This is a genomic window from Pseudooceanicola sp. (assembly GCF_041987405.1).
Classification (GTDB): Bacteria; Pseudomonadota; Alphaproteobacteria; order Rhodobacterales; family Rhodobacteraceae; genus Pseudooceanicola.
Map to the genome: position 1 here is coordinate 509,547 of NZ_JBHIWR010000002.1, position 26,823 is coordinate 536,369.

Here is a 26,823-nt window from a genome sequence, read left to right on the forward strand (position 1 = left end):
AACAGGCTGGCCTCAAAACAGAAAAACATCATTGGTCAGATCATCTTCTGTCAGGCGCTGACCGTCGGCGGAGGCCAGGCGCAGCGACAGGTCGCCGTAATGAATATCCGCGCCATCCCAGCGACTGTCGATCGTCAGCGCGCTCGCGTCATAGATCCGGCCCCAGCGGCTCAGGTCGATCCGGTCCTCGCCCAGCTCGAAATCCGTCACCAGGTCCCGCGACGGATTATCATCAAAAACAAAGACATCCGCCCCGGCCCCGCCGGTCAACGTATCCTGCCCGGCCCCGCCTGCCAGAATATCCGCGCCCGCATTACCCCGCAGGATATCGTCGCCCGCCGCACCCCAAAGCAGGTCACCTGAATGTCCGCCGGTCAGCACGTCACCCGCCGCACCGCCCTGCTGCGCGGCGCCGATCACGGCACGGTCCAGCGTCGCCAGGGTCAGCCCAGGTTGGCCCGCCGCGATCACCTGGATCTCCTGCCCCGTGTCAACGGCGGCTATCGCGGCGATGTTCTGCAACGCCCCGCCTTCGACATTCACCAGCACCCCATGGGGCAGAAAGCTGCGATCCGGCAGAATCTCCAGCAGGCTCAGCCCGTCATCCCCCCCGCCCGCTACGACAAATCCGCGCTCCCCAACCGAAAACGCGGTCACCGCATCCGCACGCGCAAACCGCGTATCCAGCCCGTCGAGCAGATGGTCTTCGACGAACATTACCCCAATATCATTCACCCGGACGAGCGACAGACTGGAAGAATTCACAGCCGCAACAACAATATAGCCCGCACCATGCGCCGTTGCGGGCGCGATCGCATCCAGACCCGACACCCAAAGCCCGTCCTTTGGCCCCAGCGTGTCCACCAGCTCCGGCGAACCATCCGGCCCGATCCGCAAGGTGGAGATCGCCCCCTCCCGGGTCGAGGCCGTCACGAGGAAGGTCTCCGCCCCCACGGTAAGCCGGGTCATGTCGTCGCCGCTGCCGAACGCGGCTTTGGCATGGTCTTCAGCCGTGTGGCGGTGGACAAGGTGATGAGACCCAACCCACTCATAAATCTCAAGATCTCCCGCGTCCCGCGACCCGGTGATGAGGAACTCCCGTCCGCCCCTGCGGATCACCTCCATCTCCGACACGGGCGCGCGCAGGGGGGCCGTGATGCTTTGCGGCGCTGTCAGCCCTCCGCTGCTGTCGAGGGAGAAACCGGTGATCTGGCCCTCGCCAATCCCCGCCGCCCAAAGCACAGGGTCGTCGCCCACAAGGACAAGATCCGAAATACGAAAAACTGGCGAAGGCGAGGCGATCACGCCGACGTCCGGAGAGCCAAAGGAAGCCAGATCGTTGAGGCGATAGCGCGATATTGCCCCCGTCGCCGCACTGCCCGCAAAGACCCAGTGTTGCGCGAGGGCCGCGTCAGAGAGCGGCGTCAGCGTTTCGACCAACCCGTAGAGGGCAGGATTTTCCCCGGTCAGTGTCGTGCGATGTGTCAGCTCAAACATGTCTCCAACCACCTGAATTGGCATGAGGGTTTTGCCGCTCTGGGGAGCGCGCGCGGCCGACGTCGGCCATGTGGTGACCGCGCGCCCCTCTCAAACCAGCCGCAGGGATGCGGCCACGCGCAGCAGCATCCACTCCGCCACGTCGGCCCTGTCAGCCAGCGCCAGCCAACCCGCCCCGCGCCCCGCCGCAAGGGCCGCACTGAACCGCGACAGGCGATCACGCGCCGCAGGGCTGAGCATGTCGGAAACGGCATTCAACGCTCGGGTGTTCTGCCGCAGCCAGCTGCCGAAACTGCCATCGCAGAGATACCCGACCCGCCGCCGTATACCGGCGAAGGAACGTGCGGATCCCAGGAAATTCGCACCATGGTCGCGATAGAATACCCCCGGCGCGGCATCGAACAGCACCCTCCCATCCATCCCGGTGATCAACCCATAGGCCCACCAGTCCGGAAAGGGGGGCGGGATCGCCAGCCGCCCGGCCCCCCGCCGCATCGCCGCCGCCGCTGCCGGGTTCAGCAGCGTTGCATTGGCAGGCGCCAGGTTCTGAACCAGCGCCGTTGCAAAGGGGCAGGGCCGGGCGCCGCCGCGCCGGTCGCCCAGGCGGCGCCCGCCGAACGGTCGCCGTGCCACAACATGCAGCGCGGGATCCTCAATCCGACGGAGCGCCGCCAATCCGCGCGCGATCCGGTCCTTCGCCCAGATGTCGTCCTGATCGCAATAGGCCACCGCCCCCCCCGGCGCGACGTGCAGCAGTGACAGAACATTCGCCGCATATCCCTGGCGCGGTCCCGTCAATATCCGAACCTCGAAGGGTGCCCGCCGCGCAAAGGCGCGCGCCCTGGCCAGGGTCCCGTCCGAGGATCCGTCGTCGGACAGTATCAGCCGGGTGGGCAGATGGCTCTGATCCGCAAGGCTTTCCAGCTGCGGGACCAGATGGACACCGCCGTTCAGGACCGGCATGAGAACGGTGATCTCCATGGGTCACACCATCCATGGGGGCATGCGGCCCTGCATCAAGTAGCGGTAATGCTCGATCGCCCGTTCGACCCGCGCGTAGAAGAAGAGCCGTCCGTTCTCCAACACCGCGCCAGAGCTGCAGAGCCGCGCCAGAAGATCCATGCTGTGTGACACCACGATGGCCGACGAAAGCGCGAGTCGATCACGCAGAATGTCTTCGCTCTTCTGCCGAAAGGCGCCATCCCCGACCGAGGTCACCTCGTCGATGAGATAGGTATCGAAAGGACACCCGATCGAGACCGCGAAGGCCAGCCGGGCCTTCATCCCGGCGGAATAATGTCGCACCGGTTGTCTGAAATGTGGGCCGAGGTCTGCAAACCCCTCCACGAAGCGGGTCAGGCTGTCGGTGTCCAGGCCGTAGAGCCGGGCGACGAATCGCGTATTCTCCACCCCCGTCAGATCGGGGTGAAAACTCCCCTGAAACCCTACGGGCCAGGAAATTGTGCCGCGTCGGATCACCCGCCCATGATCCGGACGCATCGCCCCGGACAGAAGTTGCAGCAGACTGGACTTGCCCGCACCATTCCGCCCCAGCAGCGCCATGGCCTGCCCTTCCGGAAAGGCGAAGGTGAGGTCCCGGGCAACGACGGTGCGCTGCCGTCCGGTCGCAAAGCTCTTGGTGACGTCCTCGAGCGCTATCATCAGGTTCGGTCCCGCAAGCCGTAGATAACCAGCATAACCACGGACCAGCAGAGAATTGCCCCTGCGGCGACAAGCGCCAGCATCTGCCAGGTCCGGGGATAGAGCGCCCGTTCGGGACGTTGCGCCGCCGCATAGGTGGCGACATATCGGCTCTGCCGGTCCGCTTCCGCCCGTGCGGCCTCCCACGCGGCCAGGGCTGCGACATAGGCCTGCTGGGCGATTTCCACGCCGACGCTCAGCCGTTCGAAGTCACCCATCATCCTGGCGTAGGAGCCTTCGCCACCGCCGCCGATCTTGGCCCGTTCCTCCGCGATCCGATCATGCAGAATGGCGATCCGGCGTTCACTCATCCGGATGCGGAAATCACCGCTGTTCTCGCGCCGCGCCCCCGTCGTCCCAGCCGCCAGCGTCTGGCGCAGCTCCTCGGTCGCGACCAATTCCTCCGTCAGTTGTTGTTGCAGATCGGCGATCACCTGCATCCCGCCGGCCAGGTCGGTCATCGGATCGATCACCTGATGTTTCGCGCGAAAGCTTGTTAGCGCCTGCCTTGCGTCGGTCAACCGTCGTTCGGCGCGCTGCAACTCCTCACGCGCGTGGCGCAACCGATCCTCCCGGGCGATCCCGCTGAGGCGGTTGATCAGGGTAGAAGAGGCGGCCTCGATCTCCTGCGCGATCGCCTGGGCCGTCTGCGCCTCGAAACTGCGCACCTCGACCTCCATGACCCCGGCGGAATGATCGTAATGGACCCGCACCATGCGCTGCCAGAATCGCGTCAGATCCTCGATCGTGCCCTTGGGGTCAAAGGTGAAGATCGGGTCCCTCTCATGGGGCGCGGACCAGAGCGCGCGCAGATCCAGCCGTCGGCCCACTTTCTCCACCAGGGCCTGCGAGTGCAGGTAGCGCGCCAGGACATCGGTATCCTTGGAGGAACTGCCGCCAAGCCCACCGATCGCGGGCAGGGCAGACAGCAGCACGCTGGAAGCCCCCTCGCTTTCGCTATGGATGACAAAGCCGAAGGTGGAGGCAAATTGCGGTTGCGCGCGCACCAGCAGATACCAGGTCGCCCCGCCGACGGGCAGGGGAACGAGACATAGGAAAACAAGCGTCATCGCGATGTGCCGCAAGCGAAGATGTGCTTGGCGGGCGATGGATTTCCGCGGCGGCGGCGCGGCCGCGGGCACCAGGGCCGGAAACCCCTCGGGCAGCGTTTTGCCCGGTCTGTGTGGCGTTTTCTTCGGCAGAGGATGAGCCATGCGGAGATCGTCGAGTTGCTAATTTGTTCTTCACTTTCCTTCACTACGACTCTTCTCTGAAGAAACGGCTAACAGGGCCCGACAATGCGATCTTTTCCTGCCACACGTGCCATCGCCGCGCTGATGATTCGCGAGGTCGCGACCAGCTTCGGCCGCACGCCCGGGGGTTATCTCTGGGCCATTGCCGAACCTCTGGCCGCGGTTGCGCTGCTTGCCGGGCTTTTCTCCCTGGCCTTCGAGGTGCCGCCGCTCGGTCAGGGCTTCGCGCTCTTTTATGCCAGCGGCTATCTGCCCTTTGCCCTGTTTTCCGATCTGGCCCAGAAGATCGGCGTGGCTCTGCGGTTTTCCCGTCCGCTCATGGCCTATCCGGCGGTCTCCTGGCTCGACGCGCTGCTGGCGCGGTTTGCACTCAATCTTCTGACGCATACGGTGGTCGTCACATTGGTTCTGGCGACGATGCTGGCCTGGGCGGGCCTGCGCCCTGCCGATCCGTTGATGGTCCTGACCGCCCTGGCGCTTGCGGCGTCTCTGGGCCTCGGGATCGGCACGCTTAACGCCTATCTTTTCGAACGTTGGCCCCTATGGGAAAGGGCGTGGTCCATCCTCAACCGGCCTGCCTTTCTGGTCTCCGGCGTGCTCTTCCTGCCGGATGCGATTCCCCCGCCCTATCGTGACTGGCTGTGGATGAACCCGCTCACCCATGTGATAACGACGATGCGGGTCGCGCTCTATGACGGCTACCGGCCGGAGGGGTGGATGCCGCTCTACCCCCTGGCCATTGCCTTGGTGCCTCTGGTCCTCGGTCTGATGCTTCTGCGCCGTGACGGGCGGGATCTGATCTGGCGCGGCTGATGTGGAAATTCCGGGGTGTTCAAAAAGGCTTAAGCCTTTTCGGCCTATGCTTTGGTCAAAGAAAGGGACCCATGTGATGATGCGATTCCGCCTGGCACTTCAGCGCAGCGTCAAGCTGCTTCGGCTGATCTGCCCCGGCCTGTCCAGCCTCGTTTACCTCCGCCTGATCCGTCGCAGCGGGATCTTCGATCCGGACTATTACCGTCGCGCGCATCCCGGCCTCAACTGGCTCTACCGACGGGCGCCGATGCGTCACTACGTGCTCTGGGGCGAGGCCGCGGGCTTGCAGCCCTGCCGCGGGTTTTCCCCCGCGGCCTACCTCACCCTCAATCCCGACGTGGCCGCCTCCGGTATGGCGCCACTGCACCACTACCTCTCCCTCGGGCGGGAGGAGGGGCGCCCCCATCGCGCCCGCCCGGTGGAGCGTCTGCCGGACTGCGCCCTGCGCCCTCTCCGCTTCGATCCAGACCGCCCCAAGGCGCCGGTGGCAGTTCACCTGCACATTTACTATCCAGATCTCTGGCCGGAGTTTTCGGCCAGCCTGCGTGAGCTCGATATCCCAGCGGATCTCTATGTGACCCTGACCTGGCGCGGTGCCGACTCCGCGGCGCTGGAGCAGTCGATTCTCGCCGAATTTCCGGATGCCTCCATCCATGCCATGGCCAACAGGGGGCGCGATATTCTGCCCTTCCTCCGTCTGCTCAATGCCGGGGCCTTCGACGGGTACGAGGCGGTTTGCAAACTGCACACGAAGAAATCCCCGCATCGCGAGGATGGAGAGTCGTGGCGCCGACACCTAGTCGAAGGCATCCTGCCGCGGGCCGGTCAGCAACAATGCCTGTCGGCCTTCCTCGCCGATCCCGAAGCCGCGATCTGGGTCGCCGACGGGCAAAGTTACGATCTATCCGATTGGTGGGGCTCCAACCGGGACAAGACTGCGGCCCTGCTGCGCCGGGTCGAACTGGATCTGCCCAGGGGGCCGGTGCGCTTCCCGGCGGGATCCATCTACTGGCTCAAACCGTTGATGATCGGCATGATTCACGGGTTGAATCTGACGGAGGACCAGTTCGAGACGGAGCAGGGGCAGATCGACGGCACCCTGGCCCACGCTTTCGAACGGGGCATCGGCGTGCTCGCCCATGCAGGCGGCCAGACTGTCAGGGAAACCTCGGCCCTGACGCGCAGCTATCACCCGCCGCGCCGCGCGCCGCGCTACACCTCCACCTTCTACCTGCCGCAGTTCCATCCGATCCCGCAGAACGACGCCTGGTGGGGCAAGGGGTTCACCGAATGGCGTGGCGTTGTCGATGCCGTATCGGCCTTCCCCGGCCACCTGCAACCCATGCGCCCTGCCGATCTGGGGTATTACGATCTGCGCGCGACAGAGGTGATGGGCGATCAGGCCGCTCTGGCACAGGCCGCCGGGGTCGATGCCTTCTGCGTCTACCACTACTGGTTCGGTGGCCAACGCCTGCTGGAGCAACCCCTGGACGGGCTCCTATCGCGACCGGATATACCATTCCCCTTCTACCTGTGCTGGGCCAATGAAAGCTGGCGCCGCAACTGGGACGGGCTGAGTGGCGAGATCCTGATCGGTCAGGACTACGCCCCGGGTTTTGAACGGGCGCTCGTTGCGTCGACACTGCCCTACATGCGCGACCCGCGGTACCAGCGACCCGATGGTCGCCGCCCGCGCTTTGTCCTCTACCGCCCCGGCGACCTCCCCGCGCCGGAGCAGAACATCGCCCGGATGCGCCGTGCCTGGGCGGAGGCCGGGATTGGCGAGGTTGAACTGGGCGCTGTGTGCTTCCATGTGGCGGATCGCTCTGACGTGGCGAGTGATCTGGTCGATTTCTGGATCGAAATGCCCCCCCACGGGGTGGTCCAGCCTTCGGCCTATTTGCACGGTGGACCGGCCGCGGAAGGGCTGCCCGGCACCGCGCCGGACCCGGGCTTTGCCGGGCTGATCTACGACTACGGCAGGATCGCCGAACGGGCACTGGCGCCGGGCTATCGCAAAGGCCTGCCGGACCGCACCATCGCGGGGATCATGCCCTCCTGGGACAACTCGGCCCGACGGGGGGCGAAGGCCCATATCGCCCGCGGCGCCAACCCGGCGACCTTCCGACGCTGGCTCACGGCGCTCTGCGACGGCCCGCTGAGCGACTCCTACCGTGGGGAGCTTTTCATCAATGCCTGGAACGAATGGGCGGAAAAGGCCGTCATGGAACCGACAGAACGATTTGGCCGGATGAACCTGGATGTCCTGGCGGAAGTGACCGGGCAGGCCGCAGCCCGTCCGGAGGCGGTGCAGCGCCATGGCTAGGCTCGTCCTGCATATCGGCACGCACAAGACCGGCACGACGATGATCCAGAATCGGCTCGCCGCCGCCCGCGCTGACCTCGCCGGGCAGGGGGTGATCTATCCCGATGCCGGCCGCCACACCGGGCATCACAGCCTTCTGACCGACTGGATCGCCCTGCCACCGCCCTATCAGACGCCGGGTGGCGGTATCTCGGGGCTGCGGGCCCTGGCCGACCGCTGGCGCGACACCGATGCCACCCTCCTTCTGTCGAGCGAGGAATTCTCCCGTGCGGGCGGGCCCGGCGGCAGGGTCGACTTCGCCCTGTTGCGGTCCCTGTTCCAAGGCTACGCGATGCGTGTGATCTGTGTGTTGCGATGCCAATGGCAGTTCCTCCAGTCCGTCTACCTGGAACTGCAGCAGACGGTCCCGCCGCCGCGCCCCTCCGCCCTGGTGTCCGGGGCTCTGGAATGCGGACAGGTCGACGGGCTGTGGTGTGACTACCTCAACCTCTATGACGGTCTGCGCGAAACCTTCGATCCGGAAGAGATCCGCCTGATCGACTACGCCGCCGCCACCGCTCAAACCGACGGCCTGATGACACAGCTCCTGCACCACGCCGCCCCGCGCGCAACCGCACCCTCGCCGCCGCCGGACGCCCCCCGCGCCAACGCTTCTCCGCCGCCGATCCCGGTCTGGGCGGCCCATGTCGTGGCGGGCGGACCCAGCCCCGGCTGGGATATCCGCCGCGCGGCACAGGAAGCCTATGATTTGGAATATGGCCCGGACCGACCCGGCTGCATCTTCACCCGGCGGGAGGTGCAGGCCCTACACGACAGGTTCCGCAACCGCAACGATCGCTTGGCCAACAGGGTCCGGTCTGTCCAACCTGGTTGGCATCTGCCCACCCGGCCACCGCCGGAAACCACGCTGTACCGCGAGGATATCGCGCCGGACTACTGGATCAGGCTGGCCCGGCGCCTGGCGCTGTGCCGCACCCTCGATGCAGCCTGAGCGAAAGGAGGATCAGTTGGCGACGGCGGTCGCGCCGGAGGTCAGCAACGACGGAACGATCTGCTGCACAACGCGGTTCCATCGGGTGATCGGCTGCTCGGCGACAAAGACCACGTCATTGGGCCGCATCTCGAACCGGGTCGCCAGCGTCAGGTTGACCGCGTTGCGCGCATCCAGGCGATAGGCCGTAACCGTGCCGAACGCCGCAGGGTCGTCCGACCCGCGCAAAACATAGATCTGCGACGGGTTCGCCGTGCTGGAGGAAAACCCGCCGGAGCTATAGAGCGCATCAGCCAAAGAGGACTGCCTCTCGAAGGGCATGGGATAGCGGCTCGGCGTGGTCACTTCGCCGGTCAGGTAGACATAGTCGCGATCGACCCCGTCCAGTTCGATCCGGTTGTTGAAATTGTCACGCTGCTCCTGCAGCGCCTGCCGCCGGATATCCATCTCGGCCTGCAATTCCGCCAGGGCCTGGGTCCGCGCGCTCTGCCGATACTGGGCCAGCTGGATCTGTTCCTCGAAATAGGCCCGGGCGCGGTCCAGTTCGTATTCCGTATCGACAAAGACGCTGTCCCCCGCAGCCAGCCGCTTCTTCTGCAGCTTGGGTTGGGCGAGATAGGTTGTCAGCGGAATCTGGTAGAGCGCACCGTCGCGATAGATCCGGATCGAGGCATAGTCGAGATCCTTGCTCGCGATGCCACCGGCGGCCGACAGGGCCTGGTCCAGCGTCAGCTCGGTCAGGGTGATCGGGACGATGGTCGGTTGGGCAACTGCCCCGCCGATCGCGACCCGCTGCGAATTGAATTCGGCGATTTCGACGCTGAAGGCCGGGTCGATCTGGTTTTCGACCAGACGCTGGAACAGCATTGTTTCCGCCTCTTCCAGCGTTTTGCCCGCAACCATAACGCGACCAACCTCCGGGATGGCGATGGCGCCGTCGTCCTGGACGGTATAGCCCTGCCGCCGGTTCTGCGCTGCCAGAAGCCCGCTCAGCTCCTCGACCGTGGTGGAGTTTCCGCGCGTGGCTAGAAGCAGGACGTCGCCGACCCCGATCTCATACGGCCGCATCGGAACCTGGGGAGGTTCGCGAAAAGCCAGTGCCTCGGGCCGTTGCTGCGGTGCGACCGACGGCTGGGGCAGGGCCCCGACACCGCGCCCGGCGGAGGGGCCGCCGGCCTGACTGTAGAACACCGCGGGCAGGTCCTTGGGGCGATAATCCGACGCATTGGCGGCCCGAATGGTGTCCGGCGTCATCTCGACAATCGTCACCGTCTCGTTGTCCACCACCTTCGGAGAAACATAGGCGACCCCGCACCCGGAGAGCGCCAATAGGCCAAACAATACGATCAGGTGCTTCATCTTGAATCCCAGGGTCACTGCCGCTCATGTGTCGGCCATTTACCCCCCTGTTTCAAGTCCCGAGGGAGCGGGGAGGGCGAATCCTTTGCCGATCCTTGCCGCCTGTTGTCGGAACCGCCCCTGACCCGGCATTCGGGGGGCTGAAACGAGAAAAGCCCCGCCGAGTGGGCGGGGCTTTTCCTTGAAAGGTCGTCCGATCAGGTGCCGGAGGACGAGTCTGCTGCTGCCACGATAACGGCAAGGGCAGCAATACCGATGACAATGCCCCCGGTCAGACCTGCACCGGCAAGGCCGGCTTGGGTCGAAACGGTCGGTTCTGTCTTGGCCGAATCTGCGGAAACGCTGGTAGCAGCCATGGCGGCGATCAGCGAAAGTGCGGCGATGCGCTTCATGAGTTAACTCCTTAACTTAACAAGCATGCACCCCCGAAGGTAGAGCAGCGACCGCTATCCGGCAACAATCGAATTGTAAAAAACGGATGCTCGGCAATTTAATGTTCGAAGTGAGTCCCTTTTGCACAATCTGTCGATCTCCAGTCGGCGCCTCACTGGCCTCCCGATCAGAGCGCGGCGAGGGTCGGGGCGGCGGAGACCAGGTCGATCTCACCGTTGGCCGTGTCGGCCAGAGGGGCGTAGAGGGTGCGCGACCCCGAGGTCGCGCCAGAGATAACCGGCACGGTGACGGCCAGCGGATCGGGGCGCAGCGAGATGCCCGCGAACCAGATCCGTTGCGTCGCGCCCGTGTCGGCAAAGCCGGACCAGCCGCCGCTGCGGTTGGAGTGGTTGGGCAGGAAGACCGGCGTGACATAGGCCGTGCCCGGCGCGAAATTCTGCGGCGCGTCGGTTCCGGAGAGGTCGATGCCGCCGATATGCCCGTGCGCCCGGTACCAGAGATCCGTCGCGGCGGGCACGCCGAGTGGAACAAGGCACATCTTGTGCCCGTTTTCCGTCGCCGTATTGGCGATTGGCGTGCCGACAGGCCAGACGCCCCCACCATCATCCGGATTGCCGAGTGCGGCGGGGAACCCCCCGGTCAGGGTCACCTCATGCGTCGTCTTGTTGACCCCGGCTGGGGCGAAGAGGTCATGCGCCACCAGCCGACTGTAGCCCTGATGCACCCGCCCGCCCGAGGTGCGATAGCCGAAGAGGATGACGCCGCAGTCCTCCGCCCCCGACACGCTGTCGTTCCATCCGCTGGCATCGGTCAGTGCGATCACCGTGTCGCCTGGGGCCAGTGGCGCGGCCAGCGTGGTCAGGCTGTCTGTCCCGCCCGCGCGAAACCGCAGATGATGGCGCGGCTCAATGGTCAGCCCGTCGCTGTCCAGACAGATCAGGCCGATACCCTGCTGGTGCCGCTCCTCCTCCGCATGGGCCGACCAGTCGCCTGCGACACTTTCCTGACGGAGATATCCGGTCATGGCGTAGCAGGCATGGGGATCGACGGCGAGACGCTCGGCCATGGGCGCGGGGCCGGGGTAATGGCCGGCAAAGGAAAAGGCGGCGGGCAGATCGGGGGTTTCGGCGGTGTCCCGCGTCGCTCCGGCCGGAAAGTTGAGGGCGGAGGGCAGGTGACCGCCGCCATTGCTGACCAACCCGCCTAGGCGCGCGGCGACATAGTCTTGCGTTGCCAGGTCGGGCGCACCCAGATCGGGGGAGGTCAGTCCAGACACACCCTGCGGGAAGCTGACCACACCGCTGGTCGCGGCGGCGGAGAAGGCGGTGCGGAAGGTGGCGCCGTCATCGCTGACCTTGAAGACCAGGTCGTCATTGCCGACCAGTCCGATCTCCGCCCGTCCGGACCAGCCGGATTGCAGCAGAAGGCTCGCCGTATCGCCCGCCGCCGCCTTGTTGACCTTCACCTGATGGCCCGCGCCGTCATGGGACAGCAGGCTGGCCGGGCTGGCCACGGCCAGGCGGTTGGTGAGATCGGCGGTGGTGTTTACCCCCAGGCTCTCGACATTCTGCAAGCCGTCCCCCGGGCCGACCCAGCCGGTGCCGTCAAACCGCATCTGCCCCCCGACATCGACCACCCAGGCAAGCCACCCTTCGGCGGGATCGAGGAATATCCAGCCGGAACTGTCGCGCAGGGCGATGGCGGGGGCCCGCCCGCTCCAGTCCCCTGTCGCGCCGTCGGGGACGATGAAGCGGACCCCGGCGTCAGGCGCGGCGGGCGGGGCGGTTTGCTGCGCACTTTCAACGGTCAGCTGGACGAGCGCGTCCAGCATCACCAGGGCCTCGTTATGGGTGACGTGTTTCTGGGCCTGCGAGGGCAGGATATAGGGCAGCGAAAGATTGGCGGAACGGTCGGTCATCAGGGTCTCCCGGAACTGGTTGCCCGGAAGGGTGTCCTGTTAACCTTAGCGAAGTCTTAAGGCACCGTGCGGTGGTCGGGGTGACCGCTCGCACCGTCCCGATTACTCGTGATAATAGTTGGAATAGGACCCGTAGCTGTCGCCGTAGCCATAGCGTTTCATGCCGCGCTTATCGATCTGGGTCAGCACCAGGCCGGACACCCGGACGTTCACATTCGCGAAGGAGCGCAGACCCTCGGCCACCTGGCGCCGCGTGGTGCTGTCCCATTTGACCGCATAGATGATCGCATCCACCGACCCGCCGATGACCCGCGCATCCGGGACCGCCAGAACGGGGGGCGTGTCGATGATGACGTAATCATAGGCCGCCCGCGCGGCGTTGAGGAACCGGACGAAGGTTTCGGACGAAAACACATCGGCCGCGTTGATCTTGCTCTTCTCGCCGATCAGCACATCTGCCTTCAGCTGCTCGTTGTAGACAGCCGCCTCCTCCAGCGTGGCCTCGCCAGAGAGCACGGCCAGCAGACCCTTCTCCGAGTCGATCTCGAAATACTCGCTGAAGACGCGCTTGCGGATATCGCCCTCGATCAGCAGTACCCGCTTGCCCAGCCCGGCCAGGTTCTGCGCCATGGCCAGGCTCTGCGTCGTCTTGCCTTCGCCGGGGATAGAGGAGGTCGACATGATGACCTTGGGCGGATTGTCGAGGTTGGCCAGCAAGACAGAGGTCCGCAAGTTTCGCACCGCCTCTGCCGCGGCGGAGGCGGGTTTATCGGACAGGTATTTCAGGACGTTCTTGCGGCGTCGCGCCGGGATGGTCGGAATCTGGCCGATGACGGGCAGACCGGCGATCTTTTCCAGATCCTCGGAGATGCGGAAGGTGTTCTGCGCCGCCTCCCGTGCCAGGACGGTCCCGGCACCGACGATCAGCCCCATGATCATCCCCAGGGCCAGGATCCGGCCCTTGCGCGGCGCGGAGGGGTTCTCGGGCACAACCGCATGGGACAGAAGGCGACTGTCGGCCTGCTGGATGCCCTGCTGAACGCTTGTTTCCTTCAACCGTCCGAGGAAGTGTTCATAGATCAGGCGGCTGGCTTCGGCCTCCCGCTGGTACTGCTGCAAGCTGACAAGTTCGGCCGATTGCCGTTCTATTCGCCCGGTCAGGTCCTTGATCGAACTGTCGAGCGCTGTGAACTGTTGCTGCGTCCTGGCCTCGTTCTGTTGGGCCCGCATGACCAGCTGCTGATAGCGCGCGTCGAATTCCGCCTCTGCAGCGGCGTCGCCCTCGGTGATCCGGGTCATCAGGGCCGTCAGCACGGGGTCTGCGGTCAGCGCGGCGCGCTGCTCTCGGCTGGCGCTGGCATTGGCCTGCAGGCTCGCCACCTCTGCCTCCGCCTCGCCCACGGTCTTGGCCAGTTCGTCCCGCCGATCACGCAGCTCCTTGACCTGACGATTGAGCGCGAAGAGACCCTCGGGGCTGATGAGGTCCGTGCTGCTGCTGAAGGCTTTCAGGGCGGTCTCGGCCTCTTCGAGCTCGATCCGCAATTCGCTGACCCGTTCGGTCAGCCATACGGTCGCGCGCTCGGTCCGTTCGAATTTCACCTCGACCTGGTTCTGGATGTACAGCTCTGCCAGATGGTTGGCCATCAGGCTGGATTTCTCGGGCTGTTGGGTCGTCGCGGTGACCTGAAACACGTAGGACTGGCGGATGTTCGAAATGGATACGCGCTCCAGCACCCTGGTGACCGCTTCGTCGCGGATCTGGGTTTCGGTCGGGGGAGGCAGGTCTTCCCGCGGGCCGCGGACAAGGTCGAGGACCCATCCGATTGCCTTGCCCAGGCTGAAGTTGGGCTCCGGCCGCAGTTCGGGGTTGAATTCGGGGTCGTTGACCAGGTTCAGGTCGTCCACAAGGCGGCCGATCAGCTGGCGCGATTTGAAGACCTCGACCTCGGTGTTGACGGTCTGCTGGTCGCCGCCCAGCCCGCCCATCACGCTTTCGAAGTCTACGATCTGTTCCTGGCGGCTTTCCAGCGCGACCGAGGAGGTCGCGGTATAGACCGGCGTTGCAGCGACGAAGGCATAATAGCCGGACAACAGAATGCCGATCACGGCACACAGGATGATCAGCAACTTGCCACGCCAGAGCGTGCCGAACACCTCTCTCAGGTCGATTTCGTCCTTGTCCTCAATCTGCGATTGCGGATTGGGTGCAAGAGGTTTCGTCATTTCCATTAAACTGCCCACGCACTGATCTTTGGGTTGATTCCCACAGGCGGGCCTGAAACGCAATCTTTACGATGTCACTTTACCAATAGGGCGACATGGTGTGCCGGATCTGGGCAGTTGCGAGACCCAGTGCCCGGAATCGAAAACGCCGCCCCGGGGGACGGCGTTTCGCAACACAATCAGGCGGCGATCAGAAGCCGAGGCCTGCGTATTTGTTCTTGAACTTCGACACGCGGCCGCCGGCATCCAGCAGGCGCGAGGAGCCACCGGTCCAGGCCGGGTGCACCGAGGGGTCGATGTCGAGCGACAGGGTTTCGCCTTCGGAGCCCCAGGTGGAGCGCATCTGAACCACGGTGCCATCGGTCATCTTGACGTCGATGATGTGGTATTCGGGATGGATATCCTTTTTCATCTGGCTCGTCCTTATGCTTCGGCGCCGGATTTCGGCTTGTAGTTGGAAACCTCTGCGATACGGGCGGATTTGCCGCGACGCGAACGCAGGTAGTAGAGCTTCGCACGGCGGACGCGGCCACGGCGGACGACCTCGATGCTCTCGATATTCGTGGAGTAGAGGGGAAACACACGTTCCACGCCTTCACCGAAGGAGATCTTCCGCACGGTGAACGAGCCGGCAATGCCTTCGCCGTTCTTGCGCGAAATGCACACGCCTTCGTAGTTCTGCACACGGGTCCGCGTGCCTTCGGTCACCTTGTAACCGACGCGGATGGTGTCACCCGCTTTGAAATCGGGGATGTTTTTCCCCAGTGCGGCGATCTGTTCCGCTTCCAGCTGTGCGATCAGGTCCATCGCAACTCTCCTTTTTCCGCGGTTTTCCCGCGATTGACGCCACCGGATAGCTCTGGTCTTCGCACCGGGTCCCGCACATGCAGCCCGCCAGAGGTCAGGTCACTCTCTTCTTTGGTCTTTCGCCCGGCCTGCGATCCGGTGAAGAAACCGGGACAGGGGAACAGACGAAGGGTCCGGATGGCTCACGCCCCGGACGGGCGGCGTATAAGCGGGATTCGGGTTTGGATCAAGGGGGAAAGGGGCTGGCCGGGATCGGGGGTCCGGTCTATGCCTCAGCTCTTGTCCTTGTACGCGGCCCAGAGGTCCGGCCGCCGGGCCCGCGTCATCTCTTCCGACATCTGCCGCCGCCATTTGGCGATTTCGCCATGGTGACCGGACATCAGCACATCAGGGATCTGGTGCCCGTTCCATTCGGCAGGGCGGGTGTATTGCGGATGTTCCAGCAGCCCCTCGGAAAAGCTTTCATGCTCCGTCGATTGGGCATTGCCCAGCACGCCGGGCAGCAGGCGCACGGTGGCGTCGATTATCGCCTGCGCCGCCAGTTCTCCGCCGGTCATGACAAAATCGCCAAGCGAGATTTCCTGGATGCCGTAATGCTGGATCACCCGCTCATCCAGCCCCTCGAACCGGCCGCAGATCATGGTGATGCCCTGCGCCCGGGCCAGACGTTCCGCCATCCGCTGATCAAAGCGCGGCCCGCGTGGGGAAAGGTAGACCAGAGGCCAGGCGCCGGACGCCCCGGCCATGGCATCCTCGATGGCGCGGCCCATGACATCGGGGCGCAGGACCATCCCGGCACCGCCGCCCGCAGGGGTGTCATCGACATTGCGATGCTTGCCCTCACCATAGGTCCGCAGGTCGATGGTATCGAGTTGCCATTTCCCTTCCGCCAGGGCCTTGCCGGTCAGGGATTCTCCCAACACGCCGGGAAAGGCCTGCGGGAACAGGGTGATGATCCGTGCCGTCCAGGCGCCTGCCAGCACCGGGTCCTCGCTCATCAGGTCGCGGGGGACCAGCGTCGGGCGGATGCTCTTGCGGCCGTGGGATTTGGGGGTGGTCATCGCCCTAGAGCAGCCCTTCGGGCGGGTCCGCGATGATCCGGCCCCCGGCAATATCGACGGTCGGCACGCAGGCGCGGGTGAAGGGCAGGAGCACCGTATTGGGCAGGCCCGGCCCCTGGATTTCCAGCAGATCGCCCGCCCCGTGATCCATGACGGAGCGTACGGTGCCGATCTCTGTCCCGCCGGTGTCGAGCACCCGCAAGCCGATCAGATCTGCATGATAATATTCATCTTCTTCCGGCGCGGGCAGGCGGTCACGCGGGGTGAAGAGCTCGACCCCCCTCAGCGCGTCGGCCTCTTCCTTGGTCGTGACGCCGCCCAGGCGGGCGGCGAAACCGTTTTTGATCGGACGGGTGAGCGTGATGGAATAGCTTCGCCCCGTTTCATCCACGAGGGGGGCGTAATCGGCAATGGCCGTAGGTTCGGCGCAGTAGCTTTTCAGCCGCACCTCGCCCCGGACCCCGTAGGAGCCGGCAATCGCGCCGACACAGACCTGGTCGCTCATCACCTCTCCTATTCGCAGATGATATCCCGCAGAATCCCGCTCTGCTCCTGACAGGCCTCGGCCTGCCGCTCTCGTTCATAGAGCATGCCCGCCCCAAAGGCGACGGAGAGCAGCAGCAGGGTCCGGATCGGGCGGAACAGCATCACGCATCACCCGGCCCTGACCCGGACAAGGCCGGGGCCGAAGCAGATCACTCTGCGTTTTCTTCCGCGGGGGCGTCCTCGGCCGGGGCTTCGGCGGCTTCAGCTGCCTTGGCGGCCTTGGCTTCGGCACGGTCCTGCGCGGCCTTGCCCGGGGTGCCCTTCTTGGGGTTCGAACGCTCTTTTTTCTCAATCACGCCAGCGGCTTCGAGGAAGCGGGAGACGCGGTCGGTCGGCTGTGCGCCCTTGTCGAGCCAGGCCTGGATCTTTTCGATATCCATTTTCACGCGGTCTTCGGAATCCTTCGGGAGCAGCGGGTTGTAGGTGCCGAGCTTTTCGATGAAGCGGCCGTCGCGGGGCATACGGCTGTCAGCCGCGACGATGCGATAGAACGGGCGCTTCTTGGAGCCGCCACGGGCGAGACGGATTTTCATGGCCATTTGAGTTTCTCCTATTGAATTGAATGGCTTGGGTGATGGGTGCAGGCACCCACCTTAGGTTTGGTGTTGCCGGTGATGCCGGATCACCTCCTGAATGATGAAGTTCAGGAATTTCTTGGCAAAATCGGGGTCGAGATCGGCCTCGATCGCAAGATTTTCAAGCCGCGCGATCTGCGCAGCCTCACGCGAGGGGTCGGAGGGCGGAAGGTCATGTTCGGCCTTCAGCTTGCCCACGGCCTGCGTGTGTTTGAACCGCTCTCCGAGCGTATAGACAAGGATCGCGTCCAGCCGGTCGATGCTGGCACGATGCCCTTTCAGAAGCTCCGCCGCGCGGGCGACGACATCATCAGACATGGGGGCCCTTTCTGACGTCGGTATCACGTCGGTATTGCGTCGGTATCACGTCGGTGCGCGCCGCACGGAGGGGAAAGGAAACGTTAATCAAGGGCGTATCCTTTCGGCGTGAAAAGCGGGTCGGTGTAGGAGCGGATTTCCAGCTCGATCCCGTCGGAAACCTGGCTGTTCTTCAGCTGCGCGGGCGAGGGATGCCTGTAGCAGACGTCATGGCCGTCCACCGTCGGTGCCTCGGCATCCTTTTTCGCGCCAAGCCGTTCGGCCAGCCGAATGGAATTCAGGTTCTTGGGGTCGAGATAGCTGACCGCCCCCTGCCATCCAAGTGAGGAGTAGAAGTAATTGCGGGCGGCATGGGTCGCTTCAAGCGCATAGCCTTGCCCCGCGGTTTCAGGCCAGATGATCCAGGCGATTTCCGCCTCGGGCCACTGGGCGGGCTGCCAGCCGCCCGCCATGCCAAGCGTTGCGTCGGTCGTGCGGTCATGGATCATCCACATGCCGTAGCCCCGGATCTGCCAATGCCCGATCTCGGCGGCATAGAGCATCCAGGTTTCATAGGCATTCAGCGGCCCGCCCATGAACCGGGACCGGTATGAGCTGAACGTATGCTTGAAATTCGGATAATCCGACGGCTCCGGCCCGCGAAGGACCAGACGTTCCGTTTCGATAACCGGGATCGACGTGGCTGTCATTCTACCCCGCTTCCGGATCCGGGAAACGCCAGGCGGGGATCGGCCCGATATCGGGCAGTTCCACATCCTGAACCCGCTCCGCGCCCATCCGTTCGACCATGCGGATCAGGGGTTTGTGTTCCGGGCGCAGCAAGCTGACCGGGGTCTTGATCCCGAAATGCTTTGCCGCGGCCTTGCGGGCGCCGAGGACGGCTTCGGTTGCGATGCCCTGGCCGGAGAACTGGTCGTAGATCACCCAGATCAGTTCGGGTTCGGGCCAGCCATCCGGTTGCGACAGGCCGACGATGCCGACCTGGGTGCCGTCATCGCGGCTGGTGACGATCCACAGGCCGAACCCGCGGATGATCCAGTGCCCCACGCCGGAGCACAGCGCATCCCAGGATTCGAGACGCGGGCGGGGGCCGCCAACGAAACGGGACTCTTCACTGGAGAAATACTCGTCAAGTTCGTCAAGATCCGCGATCGTTGCCACGTGCATACGCAGGCGTTCGGTCTCGACAGTAGGGAACAGGTCACTTTTTTTCATAGGTTTACCTCGTCCAGAGTTCATTTGAAGACATGCGCGATATCAGAACAGGTCCGAAACGTGCTTTTCCAGCGCTATTGCGGGAACAAAGCAGTTTATCGCAGCGTGCACCCGGATAAGTTGAAACTAGTGACATTTGAGCATCTCCCCTACAGAGGGATGGCGGTAGATCAGACAGGGGTCTCCCAGGAGTTCGGTCTCTTTTTCGACGGTCGCGCCAAGGCGTTCCGCCAGGGCCCGGGAGCGTATGTTTTCAGGGTGGATCAGGCTTATGACCCGGTCCAGTCCGAGCGTTTGCGCCGCGTGTTCGCGCAGGGCCAGCGCCGCCTCATGGGCCAGTCCGCGCCCTTCGCCGGCGGCAAACATGTGCCAGCCGATTTCGGGTTCGGGCCAGCCGAGATGATTGAGAAGTCCGACACGGCCCACGGCCTGCCCGGTCGATTTCTCTTCCAACGTCCAGAAGCCATAACCGTTCCAGATCCAATGCCCGATCGCGCGGCAGAAGCCGCCCCAGACCTCGAATTCGGATTGGGCGGGGCCGCCGATGTACTTTGTCCGCTCCGCATCCATCTGGAACGCGACAACGGCGGGGAAATCACGCCCCTCCGGCGCGCGCAGCACCAGGCGCTCCGTCTCGATCACGGGGACGGGGATGGCATGCACGGGAAGATCGCGGGGCAGGCTCATGCGTAGGCCTCCGCCCCGCCGTTCACCAGATCCTGCGGACCCGGGTGGCGGTAGACATGCAGGTGACCCAGGCGCGGATGATCGAACTCCGTCTCCTTCGCGGCGCCCAGACGGGCGGCGACGGCGGCGGAGGCGGTATTCTGCGGCGCGACCAGCGAAATCACGGTGTCCCAGCCCAGGACATCATAAGCATAGCTGCGCGCGGCCTCGGCCGCCTCGGTCGCATAGCCCTTGCCCTCGGCCCCGTCGAACAGATCCCAGCCGATCTCCGGCTCCGGCCAGCCCTCGGGGTTCCAGATGCCGACCATGCCGACCGCCTGATCCGTGTCACGATCCGCGACGATCCAGCGGCCATAGCCCAGAAGAAGCCAGTGCCCGGCCTCTGTCGCCAGCTGCCGCCAAGCGCGGTCCCGATCCAGCGGGCCGCCGATGAACCGTGACCGGTCCGAGGCATAGAAGGCCGCGAAGACGTCGAAATCGCGCTGTTCCGGGGCGCGCAGGATCAGCCTTTCGGTGGTCAGGGTCGGAATGGTCGTCATGCCAGACCCTCCAGCAGTCGCTTGCCCGCCGCGGTGCGCGGCACATGCCGCCAGATGCGGAATTCGCCTGCCATCTCATGGGCAAAGGTGCCCTCGGCCCGCGCGCCCAGCTTTTCCACAAGCCGCACAGAGCTGTCGTTCGACGGATCCACCAGAGAGATGATGGAGGGCCAGTTCTGATCGGTGAAGAGCCAGTCGAGCACCGCCCGCGCGGCCTCCTCGGCGATGCCGCGGCCCTCGGCTCCCTCGACGAGGTTCCAGGACAGTTCGCGTTCGGGCCAGCCCTTGGGGAACCACGGCCCGACCAGGCCGTAGGGTTCGCCCGTCACGCGGTTGAGCACGGCGAAGAGCCCGTAACCCCGCAGGTGCCAATGGCCGATGATGGTGGCCACGGACCACCAGGTCGCCTCGTCATCGGGGTGATGATCCAGGAATTTCGGCGCGCCCGGCATAAGGAAAGCTTCCTGCGCGTCAAACTCGGGTCCCGCAGGGGACACGAGTTTCAGACGCTCGGTCTCGATGACCGGGAAGGGGGGCGCCGCGACGATCATTTCTTCTTGCCGAATCCGCTGAGGCCGGGGGGCAGGCCGCCGCCGCCCAGACCGGGCAGGCCGGGCATCTTGCCCATGGCGCCGCCCTGGCTCATCTGCTTGGCGGCCTGTTCGATGGCGCGGCTGTCCATCTTCGAGGGATCGAAGCCCTCGGGCACGTCGCCGCCCTTGCCGAACATGCCCTTCATGGCCTGTTTCAGCATGCCGCCCTTGCCCATCTTCTTCATCATGTCCGACATCTGCCGATGCATCTTGAGCAGCTTGTTCAGATCCGACACGTCCATCCCGGAGCCCGCCGCGATCCGTTTTTTCCGGCTCGCCTGAAGGAGTTGCGGGTTCGCGCGCTCGAGTTTGGTCATCGACTGGATCATCGCGATTTGCTGCTTGATGACCTTGTCCTCGAAGCCCGATTCCTTGGCCTGCGCGGCCAGTTTGCCCATGCCCGGCATCATTCCCATGATGCCCTCCATGCCGCCCATCTTGAGCATCTGTTCGAGCTGCATGCGCAGGTCGTTCATGTTGAACCGGCCCTTCTGGAACCGCTTCATCATCTTCTCGGCCTGTTCGGCCTCAATGGTCGCCTGGGCCTTTTCGACAAGGCTGACGATGTCGCCCATGCCGAGGATACGGCCCGCGATCCGGTCCGGCTCGAAGGTCTCGATCGCGTCCATCTTTTCGCCGAGGCCGACGAACTTGATCGGCTTGCCGGTCACCGCCCGCATCGAGAGCGCCGCGCCACCGCGACCGTCGCCGTCCATCCGGGTGAGGACAACGCCCGAGACGCCGATCTTGTCGTCAAATTCGGTCGCGACATTCACCGCGTCCTGGCCGGTCAGACCGTCGACCACCAGCAGCGTCTCGCGCGGCTTCGCCACATCGCGGACCGCTGCGGCCTGGGCGATCAACTCCTGGTCGATGTGCAGACGACCCGCGGTATCGAGCATGTAGACATCGTAACCGCCGAGCGAGGCCTGGGTCTTGGCCCGCTTCGCGATGGTCACCGGATCCTCGCCCTTCACGATCGGCAGGGTATCCACGCCGATCTGAGTGCCGAGGATCTGCAACTGTTCCATCGCCGCCGGACGGTTCACGTCGAGCGAGGCCATGAGGACCTTCTTGCCCTCTTTCTCCTTCAGACGCTTGGCCAGCTTGGCCGTGGTCGTCGTCTTGCCCGAGCCCTGCAGCCCGACCATCAGGATCGGCGCGGGCGGGTTGTCGATCTTGAGCGCGCCGGGATCGGCATCGGGATCGCCGGCCAGAACCGCGACCAGCTCGTCATGGACGATCTTGACCACCTGCTGACCGGGGGTGATGGATTTCGTCACCGCCTGGCCCGTGGCCTTCTCCTGCACCGCTTTCACGAACTCGCGCGCGACGGGCAGCGAGACGTCGGCCTCCAGCAGGGCGACCCGCACCTCGCGCAGCGCCGTCTTGACGTCCTCGTCGCTCAGCGCGCCCTGTTTGGTCAGCCGGTCGAAGACACCAGAGAGGCGTTCGGATAGATTTTCAAACATGCCCCGGCCCTCCTAGACCTCTTGCAGACAATGCCCCCGATGTGGGTGGGGACGGCTCAAACGACAAGCGCACCAGTGGGCGCGACGCGCTGACTGGTGGCGATCCCCGCAACGCAGGCGAGGACCGGAATCAAGATAGACTCCGGGTATTGAGGGGGCGTTTAGGGGCTGGGCCCCTTGCTGTCAAGGCGCGCCGGGCGGTCAGCGTCGTGCGACAGCTGCGGGTTTCGCCTGCCGGCGAGGATATTTGCGGCAAAAAGAAAGACGGGGCCGGTTGCGGTCGAACGTCCCCGATCAGCGACCCGATCAGCGAAACGTCACGTTGGTGGTATGCGCGCGGGCAATTTCGGTCTGGATCGCCTCGGCCGCCGCGCGCGGATCGGCAGCTTTCCAGACCGGGCGGCCCACCACGATGTGATCCGCGCCGTCGTTGATCGCCACGGCGGGGGTCGAGACGCGTTTCTGATCGCCGAGGTCCGCGCCATGGGGGCGCACGCCCGGCGTCACGATCAACCGCCCCTCGGCATTGTCGAGGGCGCGGACCGCGGCGGCCTCCTGCGGGGAGCAGATGATGCCGTCGGCCCCGGCCTCGAAGGCGCGGGCGGCGCGTTCGATCACCAGATCGCGCGGCGTGCCCTCGATCAGCAGGCTGTCGTCCAGATCGCTCCGGTCCAGCGAGGTGAGGATCGTGACGCCGAGGATTTTCGTGTTGGAGCCCGCCGCGCCTTCCTTGGCCGCGCGCACGACGTGCGGATCGCCGTGCACGGTGAGAAAGTCGATGTCGAACTGCGTGAGGCCGCGCACCGCCGCCTCGACCGTCGCGCCGATGTCGAAGAGTTTCATGTCGAGGAAGATGCGCTTGCCGTGATCCTGCTTCAGCTCGTTCGCCAGGGCGAGCCCGCCGCCGGTGAGCATGCCGAGACCGATCTTGTAGAAACTGACGGCCTCGCCGATCTCGCCCGCCAGTTTCAATCCGGACAGGGCGTCCGGCACATCTAGTGCAACGATCAGTTTGTCGGAAACGTCGGTCATGGGCGGCCCCTCTGCCTGGAAATCTGGGGCCTTGTCCCTGCGGAGGGAGGTCGCGTCAAGCGTGGAAAGCGGGGAAAGCGGGGACGGGGGTACGCGGACTGGACAAAGAAGAACCGGATGCGGCCACCATCCCTGAGGGACGGGGCGGGGCCGCATCCGGCCAAACACCCGACGGGGACATCGGGTGCCTTCCCCGTGGCAGCGGGGGAGGGACCTCAGGCCGCGTGGCCCAGCATGCGGAGCCAGAGCGCGTCGGTGGCGGTCGCGATCTCCGACGGGACATGGGCGGCGAAACCGGGATCGGCGCGGCGGGACACGGTCGGGCGGTTGGCGCGGCCGTGACGCCGTTTGGCGATTTCGACCAGTTGCCGCGCCGCCAGCGTGCTGTCCATGTCCATCGGGGCGCGGAGAGAGCAGGGGTAGGTGAAGACCTCGCCGCCCTCGGCAATGGACACGCGGGCCTCGAAGGCGCGCATGGCTGCGTTATAAGTGACAGTGTGGATCTGGGTGGTCATCATCGGACCCTCCTTCCTGCTGCGATATCCCTCATATGGGGTCTGATTGACGTAAAAACCCGAGATGATCGGCAAAAGTTCCCTGAAATCGCTTCACATCGCCTTGAACGGGCCCTTCGCCTGCCCCACATTCAGATCAAGGTTCTGTGGCGGCATGCCTAGTAAGGGTGCGGCCGGAGGGAACGCTTCAAAAAGGAGATGACCATGGACTTGAGCAAGTTCACGGAACGGTCGCGCGGTTTCATTCAGGCCGCCCAGACCATCGCGATCCGCGAAAACCACCAGCGCCTCGTGCCCGAGCACATCCTCAAGGCGCTTCTGGATGATCCCGAAGGACTGGCCTCCAACCTCATCGCCAAGGCGGGCGGGGATGCGAAGGCCGTGAAGACCGCCGTCGATACGGCGCTGGCCAAGATCCCTGTCGTCACCGGCGGGGGCGATCAGGTCTATATGGACAACAGTACTGTCCGCGTGATTTCCGAGGCCGAGAAGGTGGCGGAGAAGGCGAAGGACAGCTTTGTCCCGGTGGAACGCCTGCTGACCGCGCTTGCGCTGGTCAAGTCGAGCGCCCGCGAGGCGCTAGAGGCCGGGGGCGTCACTGCCCAGAAGCTGAACGAGGCGATCAACGACGTGCGCAAGGGGCGGACGGCGGACAGCGCCAATGCCGAGGAGACCTTCGAGGCGCTGGAGAAATACGCCCGCGACCTGACCAAGGCCGCCGAGGAAGGCAAGATCGACCCGATCATCGGGCGGGATGACGAGATCCGCCGCTCGATGCAGGTGCTGAGCCGCCGGACCAAGAACAACCCCGTGCTGATCGGGGAACCGGGCGTCGGTAAAACGGCGATTGCCGAGGGCATGGCCTTGCGCATCATCAACGGCGATGTGCCCGAGAGCCTGAAGAACAAGAAGCTTCTGGCGCTGGACATGGGCGCGCTGATCGCCGGTGCGAAATATCGCGGTGAGTTCGAGGAGCGGTTGAAATCCGTCCTGAAGGAGATCGAGTCGGCTGCCGGCGAGATCATCCTCTTCATCGACGAGATGCACACGCTGGTCGGTGCCGGGAAGACGGACGGCGCGATGGATGCGGCGAACCTGATCAAGCCGGCGCTGGCGCGGGGGGAGCTGCACTGTATCGGCGCGACAACGCTGGATGAATACCGCAAGTATGTGGAGAAGGACGCTGCGCTTGCCCGCCGGTTCCAGCCCGTGATGGTCGAGGAGCCGACGGTGGAGGACACGATCTCCATCCTGCGGGGCATCAAGGAGAAGTACGAACTGCACCATGGTGTGCGGATCAGCGACTCGGCCCTGGTGGCGGCGGCGACCCTGTCGAACCGCTATATCACTGACCGCTTCCTGCCCGACAAGGCGATTGACCTTGTGGACGAGGCGGCGAGCCGTCTCCGGATGGAGGTGGACAGCAAACCCGAGGAGCTGGACCAGCTGGACCGGCAGATTCTGCAAATGCAGATCGAGGTCGAGGCGCTGAAGCTGGAGGATGACGAGGCCTCCAAGGCGCGGCTGGAGCGGCAGGAGCTGGCGCTGGCCGACCTGCAGGAGAAATCCGCCGAGATGACCGCCAAGTGGCAGGCCGAGCGTGATAAGCTGGGCGAGGCGCGGGACCTGAAGGAGAAGCTGGACCGGGCGCGGGCCGATCTGGAGATTGCCAAGCGGAACGGCGACCTCGCGCGCGCGGGCGAGCTATCTTATGGGATCATCCCGCAGCTTGAGAAACAGCTGGGCGAGGCCGAACAGCAGGAAGCCGAGGGCGTCATGGTCGAAGAGGCCGTCCGTCCGGAGCAGATCGCCCAGGTGGTCGAACGCTGGACCGGCATCCCGACGACCAAGATGCTGGAAGGCGAACGCGAGAAGCTGCTGCGCATGGAAGACGGGCTGCACAAGCGGGTCATCGGCCAGAACGCGGCTGTCCGTGCCGTTGCCAACGCCGTGCGCCGGGCGCGGGCCGGGCTGAACGACGAGAACCGGCCGCTTGGCTCGTTCCTCTTCCTCGGGCCGACCGGCGTGGGCAAGACGGAGCTGACCAAGGCCGTGGCGGAGTTCCTCTTTGACGACGACTCTGCGATGGTGCGGATTGATATGTCGGAGTTCATGGAGAAACACTCCGTCGCCCGTCTGATCGGCGCCCCTCCGGGATATGTCGGGTATGACGAAGGCGGTGTGCTGACCGAAGCCGTGCGGCGCAGGCCTTATCAGGTCGTGCTATTCGACGAGGTGGAAAAGGCGCATCCGGATGTCTTCAACGTGCTGTTGCAGGTCCTTGATGACGGCGTGCTGACCGATGGTCAGGGCCGCACCGTGGATTTCAAGCAGACGCTGATCATCCTGACGTCGAACCTCGGCGCGCAGGCGCTGAGCCAACTGCCCGACGGCGCGGATGCGGCGGAGGCCAAGCGCGACGTGATGGACGCGGTGAAGGCGCACTTCCGGCCGGAGTTCCTGAACCGTCTGGACGAGATCATCGTCTTCGACCGGCTGGGACGCGGCGACATGGGTGGCATTGTCGAGATCCAGCTGCAGCGGCTGCTCAAGCGGTTGGCGGGGCGCAACATCCGGCTGGAGCTGGACGACGCGGCGAAGCAGTGGCTGGCCGATGAGGGTTATGATCCGGTCTTCGGGGCGCGTCCGCTGAAGCGGGTGATCCAGAAGGCGGTGCAGGACCCGCTGGCCGAGGCGCTGCTGGGCGGAGACGTCAAGGACGGCGACACCGTGCCGGTGAGTGCCGGGGCCGACGGTCTGATCATCGGGGACCGGGTCGGGACGACCGACCGGGGCAAGCCGGATGATGCCGTGGTACATTGAGCCGGGCTGAACTGAGAACCGCCCCCGGGGTCAGACCTCGGGGGCGGTTTTCTTTTGCGCGGGTGGTGTGGCTGGGGGGGGCGTCTGGTGGGGGGAGATCTTCCGGTCGAGCCGGAGGATGACGGTTTTTTGGTGGTGCGCCTGAAAGAGCTATGATCGTCACCCT

Annotated in this window: 27 protein-coding genes; 4 read left to right on the forward strand and 23 right to left on the reverse strand. The window is 64.9% G+C overall.

Annotated elements, in window-relative coordinates; all coding sequences use genetic code 11:
- Positions 1-12: 12 nt before the first annotated feature.
- From ACFC2Y_RS07275 to ACFC2Y_RS07290, 4 genes are all read right to left on the reverse strand, one after another.
- A complete protein-coding gene (locus ACFC2Y_RS07275) occupies positions 13-1,497 on the reverse strand; it encodes a calcium-binding protein (protein WP_375173916.1) in 1,485 nt (494 codons plus the stop codon).
- A 90-nt stretch (positions 1,498-1,587) separates the two neighbouring features.
- On the reverse strand, positions 1,588-2,478 hold the full coding sequence (locus ACFC2Y_RS07280) for a glycosyltransferase (protein ID WP_375173915.1): 891 nt from the start codon (positions 2,476-2,478) through the stop codon (positions 1,588-1,590).
- Positions 2,479-2,481: 3 nt separating this feature from the next.
- Positions 2,482-3,159, reverse strand: coding sequence for an ABC transporter ATP-binding protein (locus ACFC2Y_RS07285; RefSeq protein ID WP_375173914.1), 678 nt, complete (start codon positions 3,157-3,159; stop codon positions 2,482-2,484).
- Positions 3,159-4,268: a sugar transporter gene (locus tag ACFC2Y_RS07290; RefSeq protein ID WP_375173913.1), complete on the reverse strand. Its 1,110-nt coding sequence runs from the start codon at positions 4,266-4,268 to the stop codon at positions 3,159-3,161. The genes ACFC2Y_RS07285 and ACFC2Y_RS07290 overlap by 1 nt, the downstream gene beginning before the upstream one ends.
- 228 nt (positions 4,269-4,496) lie before the next feature.
- Here ACFC2Y_RS07290 and ACFC2Y_RS07295 point away from each other — a divergent pair, with 228 nt between their 5' ends.
- The 3 genes from ACFC2Y_RS07295 (at position 4,497) to ACFC2Y_RS07305 (ending at position 8,581) form a co-directional block, all read left to right on the forward strand.
- Positions 4,497-5,264: an ABC transporter permease gene (locus ACFC2Y_RS07295; RefSeq protein WP_375173912.1), complete on the forward strand. Its 768-nt coding sequence runs from the start codon at positions 4,497-4,499 to the stop codon at positions 5,262-5,264.
- 76 nt (positions 5,265-5,340) lie between these two features.
- Positions 5,341-7,590 carry a glycoside hydrolase family 99-like domain-containing protein gene (locus ACFC2Y_RS07300; protein WP_375173911.1) on the forward strand — a complete coding sequence of 750 codons (2,250 nt, stop codon included), beginning with the start codon at positions 5,341-5,343 and terminating at the stop codon, positions 7,588-7,590.
- On the forward strand, positions 7,583-8,581 hold the full coding sequence (locus ACFC2Y_RS07305) for a hypothetical protein (protein WP_375173910.1): 999 nt from the start codon (positions 7,583-7,585) through the stop codon (positions 8,579-8,581). Before ACFC2Y_RS07300 ends, ACFC2Y_RS07305 begins: the two co-directional genes overlap by 8 nt.
- A 12-nt stretch (positions 8,582-8,593) precedes the next feature.
- Here the strand turns inward: ACFC2Y_RS07305 and ACFC2Y_RS07310 are convergent, their stop codons facing one another.
- From ACFC2Y_RS07310 to ACFC2Y_RS07400, 19 genes are all read right to left on the reverse strand, one after another.
- Positions 8,594-9,940: a polysaccharide biosynthesis/export family protein gene (locus ACFC2Y_RS07310; protein ID WP_375174414.1), complete on the reverse strand. Its 1,347-nt coding sequence runs from the start codon at positions 9,938-9,940 to the stop codon at positions 8,594-8,596.
- 197 nt (positions 9,941-10,137) lie between these two features.
- On the reverse strand, positions 10,138-10,332 hold the full coding sequence (locus ACFC2Y_RS07315) for a hypothetical protein (protein ID WP_375173909.1): 195 nt from the start codon (positions 10,330-10,332) through the stop codon (positions 10,138-10,140).
- Between the two features lie 167 nt (positions 10,333-10,499).
- A complete protein-coding gene (locus ACFC2Y_RS07320) occupies positions 10,500-12,251 on the reverse strand; it encodes a DUF2793 domain-containing protein (protein WP_375173908.1) in 1,752 nt (583 codons plus the stop codon).
- A 102-nt stretch (positions 12,252-12,353) separates the two neighbouring features.
- Entirely contained in the window at positions 12,354-14,474 is a 2,121-nt protein-coding gene (locus ACFC2Y_RS07325) for a GumC family protein (protein ID WP_375173907.1), read from the reverse strand.
- Between the two features lie 190 nt (positions 14,475-14,664).
- Entirely contained in the window at positions 14,665-14,886 is a 222-nt protein-coding gene (gene rpmE / locus ACFC2Y_RS07330; protein ID WP_375173906.1) for a 50S ribosomal protein L31, read from the reverse strand.
- Positions 14,887-14,897: 11 nt separating this feature from the next.
- The gene (rplS, locus tag ACFC2Y_RS07335; protein WP_375173905.1) at positions 14,898-15,281 is read right to left on the reverse strand and encodes a 50S ribosomal protein L19; all 384 of its coding nucleotides are present in this window, start codon (positions 15,279-15,281) and stop codon (positions 14,898-14,900) included.
- A 272-nt stretch (positions 15,282-15,553) separates the two neighbouring features.
- Entirely contained in the window at positions 15,554-16,342 is a 789-nt protein-coding gene (trmD, locus tag ACFC2Y_RS07340; RefSeq protein WP_375173904.1) for a tRNA (guanosine(37)-N1)-methyltransferase TrmD, read from the reverse strand.
- Between the two features lie 4 nt (positions 16,343-16,346).
- Positions 16,347-16,847: a ribosome maturation factor RimM gene (gene rimM, locus ACFC2Y_RS07345; protein WP_375173903.1), complete on the reverse strand. Its 501-nt coding sequence runs from the start codon at positions 16,845-16,847 to the stop codon at positions 16,347-16,349.
- A gap of 8 nt (positions 16,848-16,855) precedes the next feature.
- Entirely contained in the window at positions 16,856-16,990 is a 135-nt protein-coding gene (locus tag ACFC2Y_RS07350) for a hypothetical protein (RefSeq protein ID WP_375173902.1), read from the reverse strand.
- 47 nt (positions 16,991-17,037) lie between these two features.
- A complete protein-coding gene (gene rpsP / locus ACFC2Y_RS07355) occupies positions 17,038-17,427 on the reverse strand; it encodes a 30S ribosomal protein S16 (protein WP_375173901.1) in 390 nt (129 codons plus the stop codon).
- Positions 17,428-17,481: 54 nt separating this feature from the next.
- Complete coding sequence (locus ACFC2Y_RS07360; protein WP_375173900.1) at positions 17,482-17,781, reverse strand: chorismate mutase; 300 nt, start codon at positions 17,779-17,781, stop codon at positions 17,482-17,484.
- An 83-nt stretch (positions 17,782-17,864) separates the two neighbouring features.
- Positions 17,865-18,470, reverse strand: coding sequence for a GNAT family N-acetyltransferase (locus tag ACFC2Y_RS07365; RefSeq protein WP_375173899.1), 606 nt, complete (start codon positions 18,468-18,470; stop codon positions 17,865-17,867).
- A gap of 1 nt (position 18,471) precedes the next feature.
- Positions 18,472-18,996 carry a GNAT family N-acetyltransferase gene (locus ACFC2Y_RS07370; protein ID WP_375173898.1) on the reverse strand — a complete coding sequence of 175 codons (525 nt, stop codon included), beginning with the start codon at positions 18,994-18,996 and terminating at the stop codon, positions 18,472-18,474.
- A 126-nt stretch (positions 18,997-19,122) separates the two neighbouring features.
- Positions 19,123-19,683, reverse strand: a complete 561-nt coding sequence (locus ACFC2Y_RS07375; protein ID WP_375173897.1) for a GNAT family N-acetyltransferase — start codon at positions 19,681-19,683, stop codon at positions 19,123-19,125.
- Positions 19,680-20,222 (reverse strand): GNAT family N-acetyltransferase, encoded by a 543-nt coding sequence (locus ACFC2Y_RS07380; protein ID WP_375173896.1) that lies wholly within the window; start codon positions 20,220-20,222, stop codon positions 19,680-19,682. The genes ACFC2Y_RS07375 and ACFC2Y_RS07380 overlap by 4 nt, the downstream gene beginning before the upstream one ends.
- Positions 20,219-20,773 (reverse strand): GNAT family N-acetyltransferase, encoded by a 555-nt coding sequence (locus ACFC2Y_RS07385; RefSeq protein ID WP_375173895.1) that lies wholly within the window; start codon positions 20,771-20,773, stop codon positions 20,219-20,221. Before ACFC2Y_RS07385 ends, ACFC2Y_RS07380 begins: the two co-directional genes overlap by 4 nt.
- Complete coding sequence (gene ffh, locus ACFC2Y_RS07390; RefSeq protein ID WP_375173894.1) at positions 20,770-22,287, reverse strand: signal recognition particle protein; 1,518 nt, start codon at positions 22,285-22,287, stop codon at positions 20,770-20,772. The genes ACFC2Y_RS07385 and ffh overlap by 4 nt, the downstream gene beginning before the upstream one ends.
- Positions 22,288-22,593: 306 nt before the next feature.
- On the reverse strand, positions 22,594-23,319 hold the full coding sequence (gene pyrF / locus ACFC2Y_RS07395) for an orotidine-5'-phosphate decarboxylase (RefSeq protein ID WP_375173893.1): 726 nt from the start codon (positions 23,317-23,319) through the stop codon (positions 22,594-22,596).
- A 215-nt stretch (positions 23,320-23,534) separates the two neighbouring features.
- Positions 23,535-23,837 carry a hypothetical protein gene (locus ACFC2Y_RS07400; RefSeq protein ID WP_375173892.1) on the reverse strand — a complete coding sequence of 101 codons (303 nt, stop codon included), beginning with the start codon at positions 23,835-23,837 and terminating at the stop codon, positions 23,535-23,537.
- Between the two features lie 201 nt (positions 23,838-24,038).
- On the opposite strand from ACFC2Y_RS07400, the gene clpB reads away from it, so the two are divergent.
- Complete coding sequence (gene clpB / locus ACFC2Y_RS07405) at positions 24,039-26,657, forward strand: ATP-dependent chaperone ClpB (RefSeq protein ID WP_375173891.1); 2,619 nt, start codon at positions 24,039-24,041, stop codon at positions 26,655-26,657.
- Positions 26,658-26,823 lie beyond the last annotated feature (166 nt).

Bases quoted from the DNA above. Each gene is read 5' to 3' on its own strand.
- ACFC2Y_RS07275 (WP_375173916.1), bottom strand. From the start codon at position 1,497: ATGTTTGAGCTGACACATCGCACGACACTGACCGGGGAAAATCCTGCC.
- ACFC2Y_RS07280 (WP_375173915.1), bottom strand. From the start codon at position 2,478: ATGGAGATCACCGTTCTCATGCCGGTCCTGAACGGCGGTGTCCATCTG.
- ACFC2Y_RS07285 (WP_375173914.1), bottom strand. From the start codon at position 3,159: ATGATAGCGCTCGAGGACGTCACCAAGAGCTTTGCGACCGGACGGCAG.
- ACFC2Y_RS07290 (WP_375173913.1), bottom strand. From the start codon at position 4,268: ATGACGCTTGTTTTCCTATGTCTCGTTCCCCTGCCCGTCGGCGGGGCG.
- ACFC2Y_RS07295 (WP_375173912.1), top strand. From the start codon at position 4,497: ATGCGATCTTTTCCTGCCACACGTGCCATCGCCGCGCTGATGATTCGC.
- ACFC2Y_RS07300 (WP_375173911.1), top strand. From the start codon at position 5,341: ATGATGCGATTCCGCCTGGCACTTCAGCGCAGCGTCAAGCTGCTTCGG.
- ACFC2Y_RS07305 (WP_375173910.1), top strand. From the start codon at position 7,583: ATGGCTAGGCTCGTCCTGCATATCGGCACGCACAAGACCGGCACGACG.
- ACFC2Y_RS07310 (WP_375174414.1), bottom strand. From the start codon at position 9,940: ATGAAGCACCTGATCGTATTGTTTGGCCTATTGGCGCTCTCCGGGTGC.
- ACFC2Y_RS07315 (WP_375173909.1), bottom strand. From the start codon at position 10,332: ATGAAGCGCATCGCCGCACTTTCGCTGATCGCCGCCATGGCTGCTACC.
- ACFC2Y_RS07320 (WP_375173908.1), bottom strand. From the start codon at position 12,251: ATGACCGACCGTTCCGCCAATCTTTCGCTGCCCTATATCCTGCCCTCG.
- ACFC2Y_RS07325 (WP_375173907.1), bottom strand. From the start codon at position 14,474: ATGACGAAACCTCTTGCACCCAATCCGCAATCGCAGATTGAGGACAAG.
- rpmE (WP_375173906.1), bottom strand. From the start codon at position 14,886: ATGAAAAAGGATATCCATCCCGAATACCACATCATCGACGTCAAGATG.
- rplS (WP_375173905.1), bottom strand. From the start codon at position 15,281: ATGGACCTGATCGCACAGCTGGAAGCGGAACAGATCGCCGCACTGGGG.
- trmD (WP_375173904.1), bottom strand. From the start codon at position 16,342: ATGACCACCCCCAAATCCCACGGCCGCAAGAGCATCCGCCCGACGCTG.
- rimM (WP_375173903.1), bottom strand. From the start codon at position 16,847: ATGAGCGACCAGGTCTGTGTCGGCGCGATTGCCGGCTCCTACGGGGTC.
- ACFC2Y_RS07350 (WP_375173902.1), bottom strand. From the start codon at position 16,990: ATGCTGTTCCGCCCGATCCGGACCCTGCTGCTGCTCTCCGTCGCCTTT.
- rpsP (WP_375173901.1), bottom strand. From the start codon at position 17,427: ATGGCCATGAAAATCCGTCTCGCCCGTGGCGGCTCCAAGAAGCGCCCG.
- ACFC2Y_RS07360 (WP_375173900.1), bottom strand. From the start codon at position 17,781: ATGTCTGATGATGTCGTCGCCCGCGCGGCGGAGCTTCTGAAAGGGCAT.
- ACFC2Y_RS07365 (WP_375173899.1), bottom strand. From the start codon at position 18,470: ATGACAGCCACGTCGATCCCGGTTATCGAAACGGAACGTCTGGTCCTT.
- ACFC2Y_RS07370 (WP_375173898.1), bottom strand. From the start codon at position 18,996: ATGAAAAAAAGTGACCTGTTCCCTACTGTCGAGACCGAACGCCTGCGT.
- ACFC2Y_RS07375 (WP_375173897.1), bottom strand. From the start codon at position 19,683: ATGAGCCTGCCCCGCGATCTTCCCGTGCATGCCATCCCCGTCCCCGTG.
- ACFC2Y_RS07380 (WP_375173896.1), bottom strand. From the start codon at position 20,222: ATGACGACCATTCCGACCCTGACCACCGAAAGGCTGATCCTGCGCGCC.
- ACFC2Y_RS07385 (WP_375173895.1), bottom strand. From the start codon at position 20,773: ATGATCGTCGCGGCGCCCCCCTTCCCGGTCATCGAGACCGAGCGTCTG.
- ffh (WP_375173894.1), bottom strand. From the start codon at position 22,287: ATGTTTGAAAATCTATCCGAACGCCTCTCTGGTGTCTTCGACCGGCTG.
- pyrF (WP_375173893.1), bottom strand. From the start codon at position 23,319: ATGACCGACGTTTCCGACAAACTGATCGTTGCACTAGATGTGCCGGAC.
- ACFC2Y_RS07400 (WP_375173892.1), bottom strand. From the start codon at position 23,837: ATGATGACCACCCAGATCCACACTGTCACTTATAACGCAGCCATGCGC.
- clpB (WP_375173891.1), top strand. From the start codon at position 24,039: ATGGACTTGAGCAAGTTCACGGAACGGTCGCGCGGTTTCATTCAGGCC.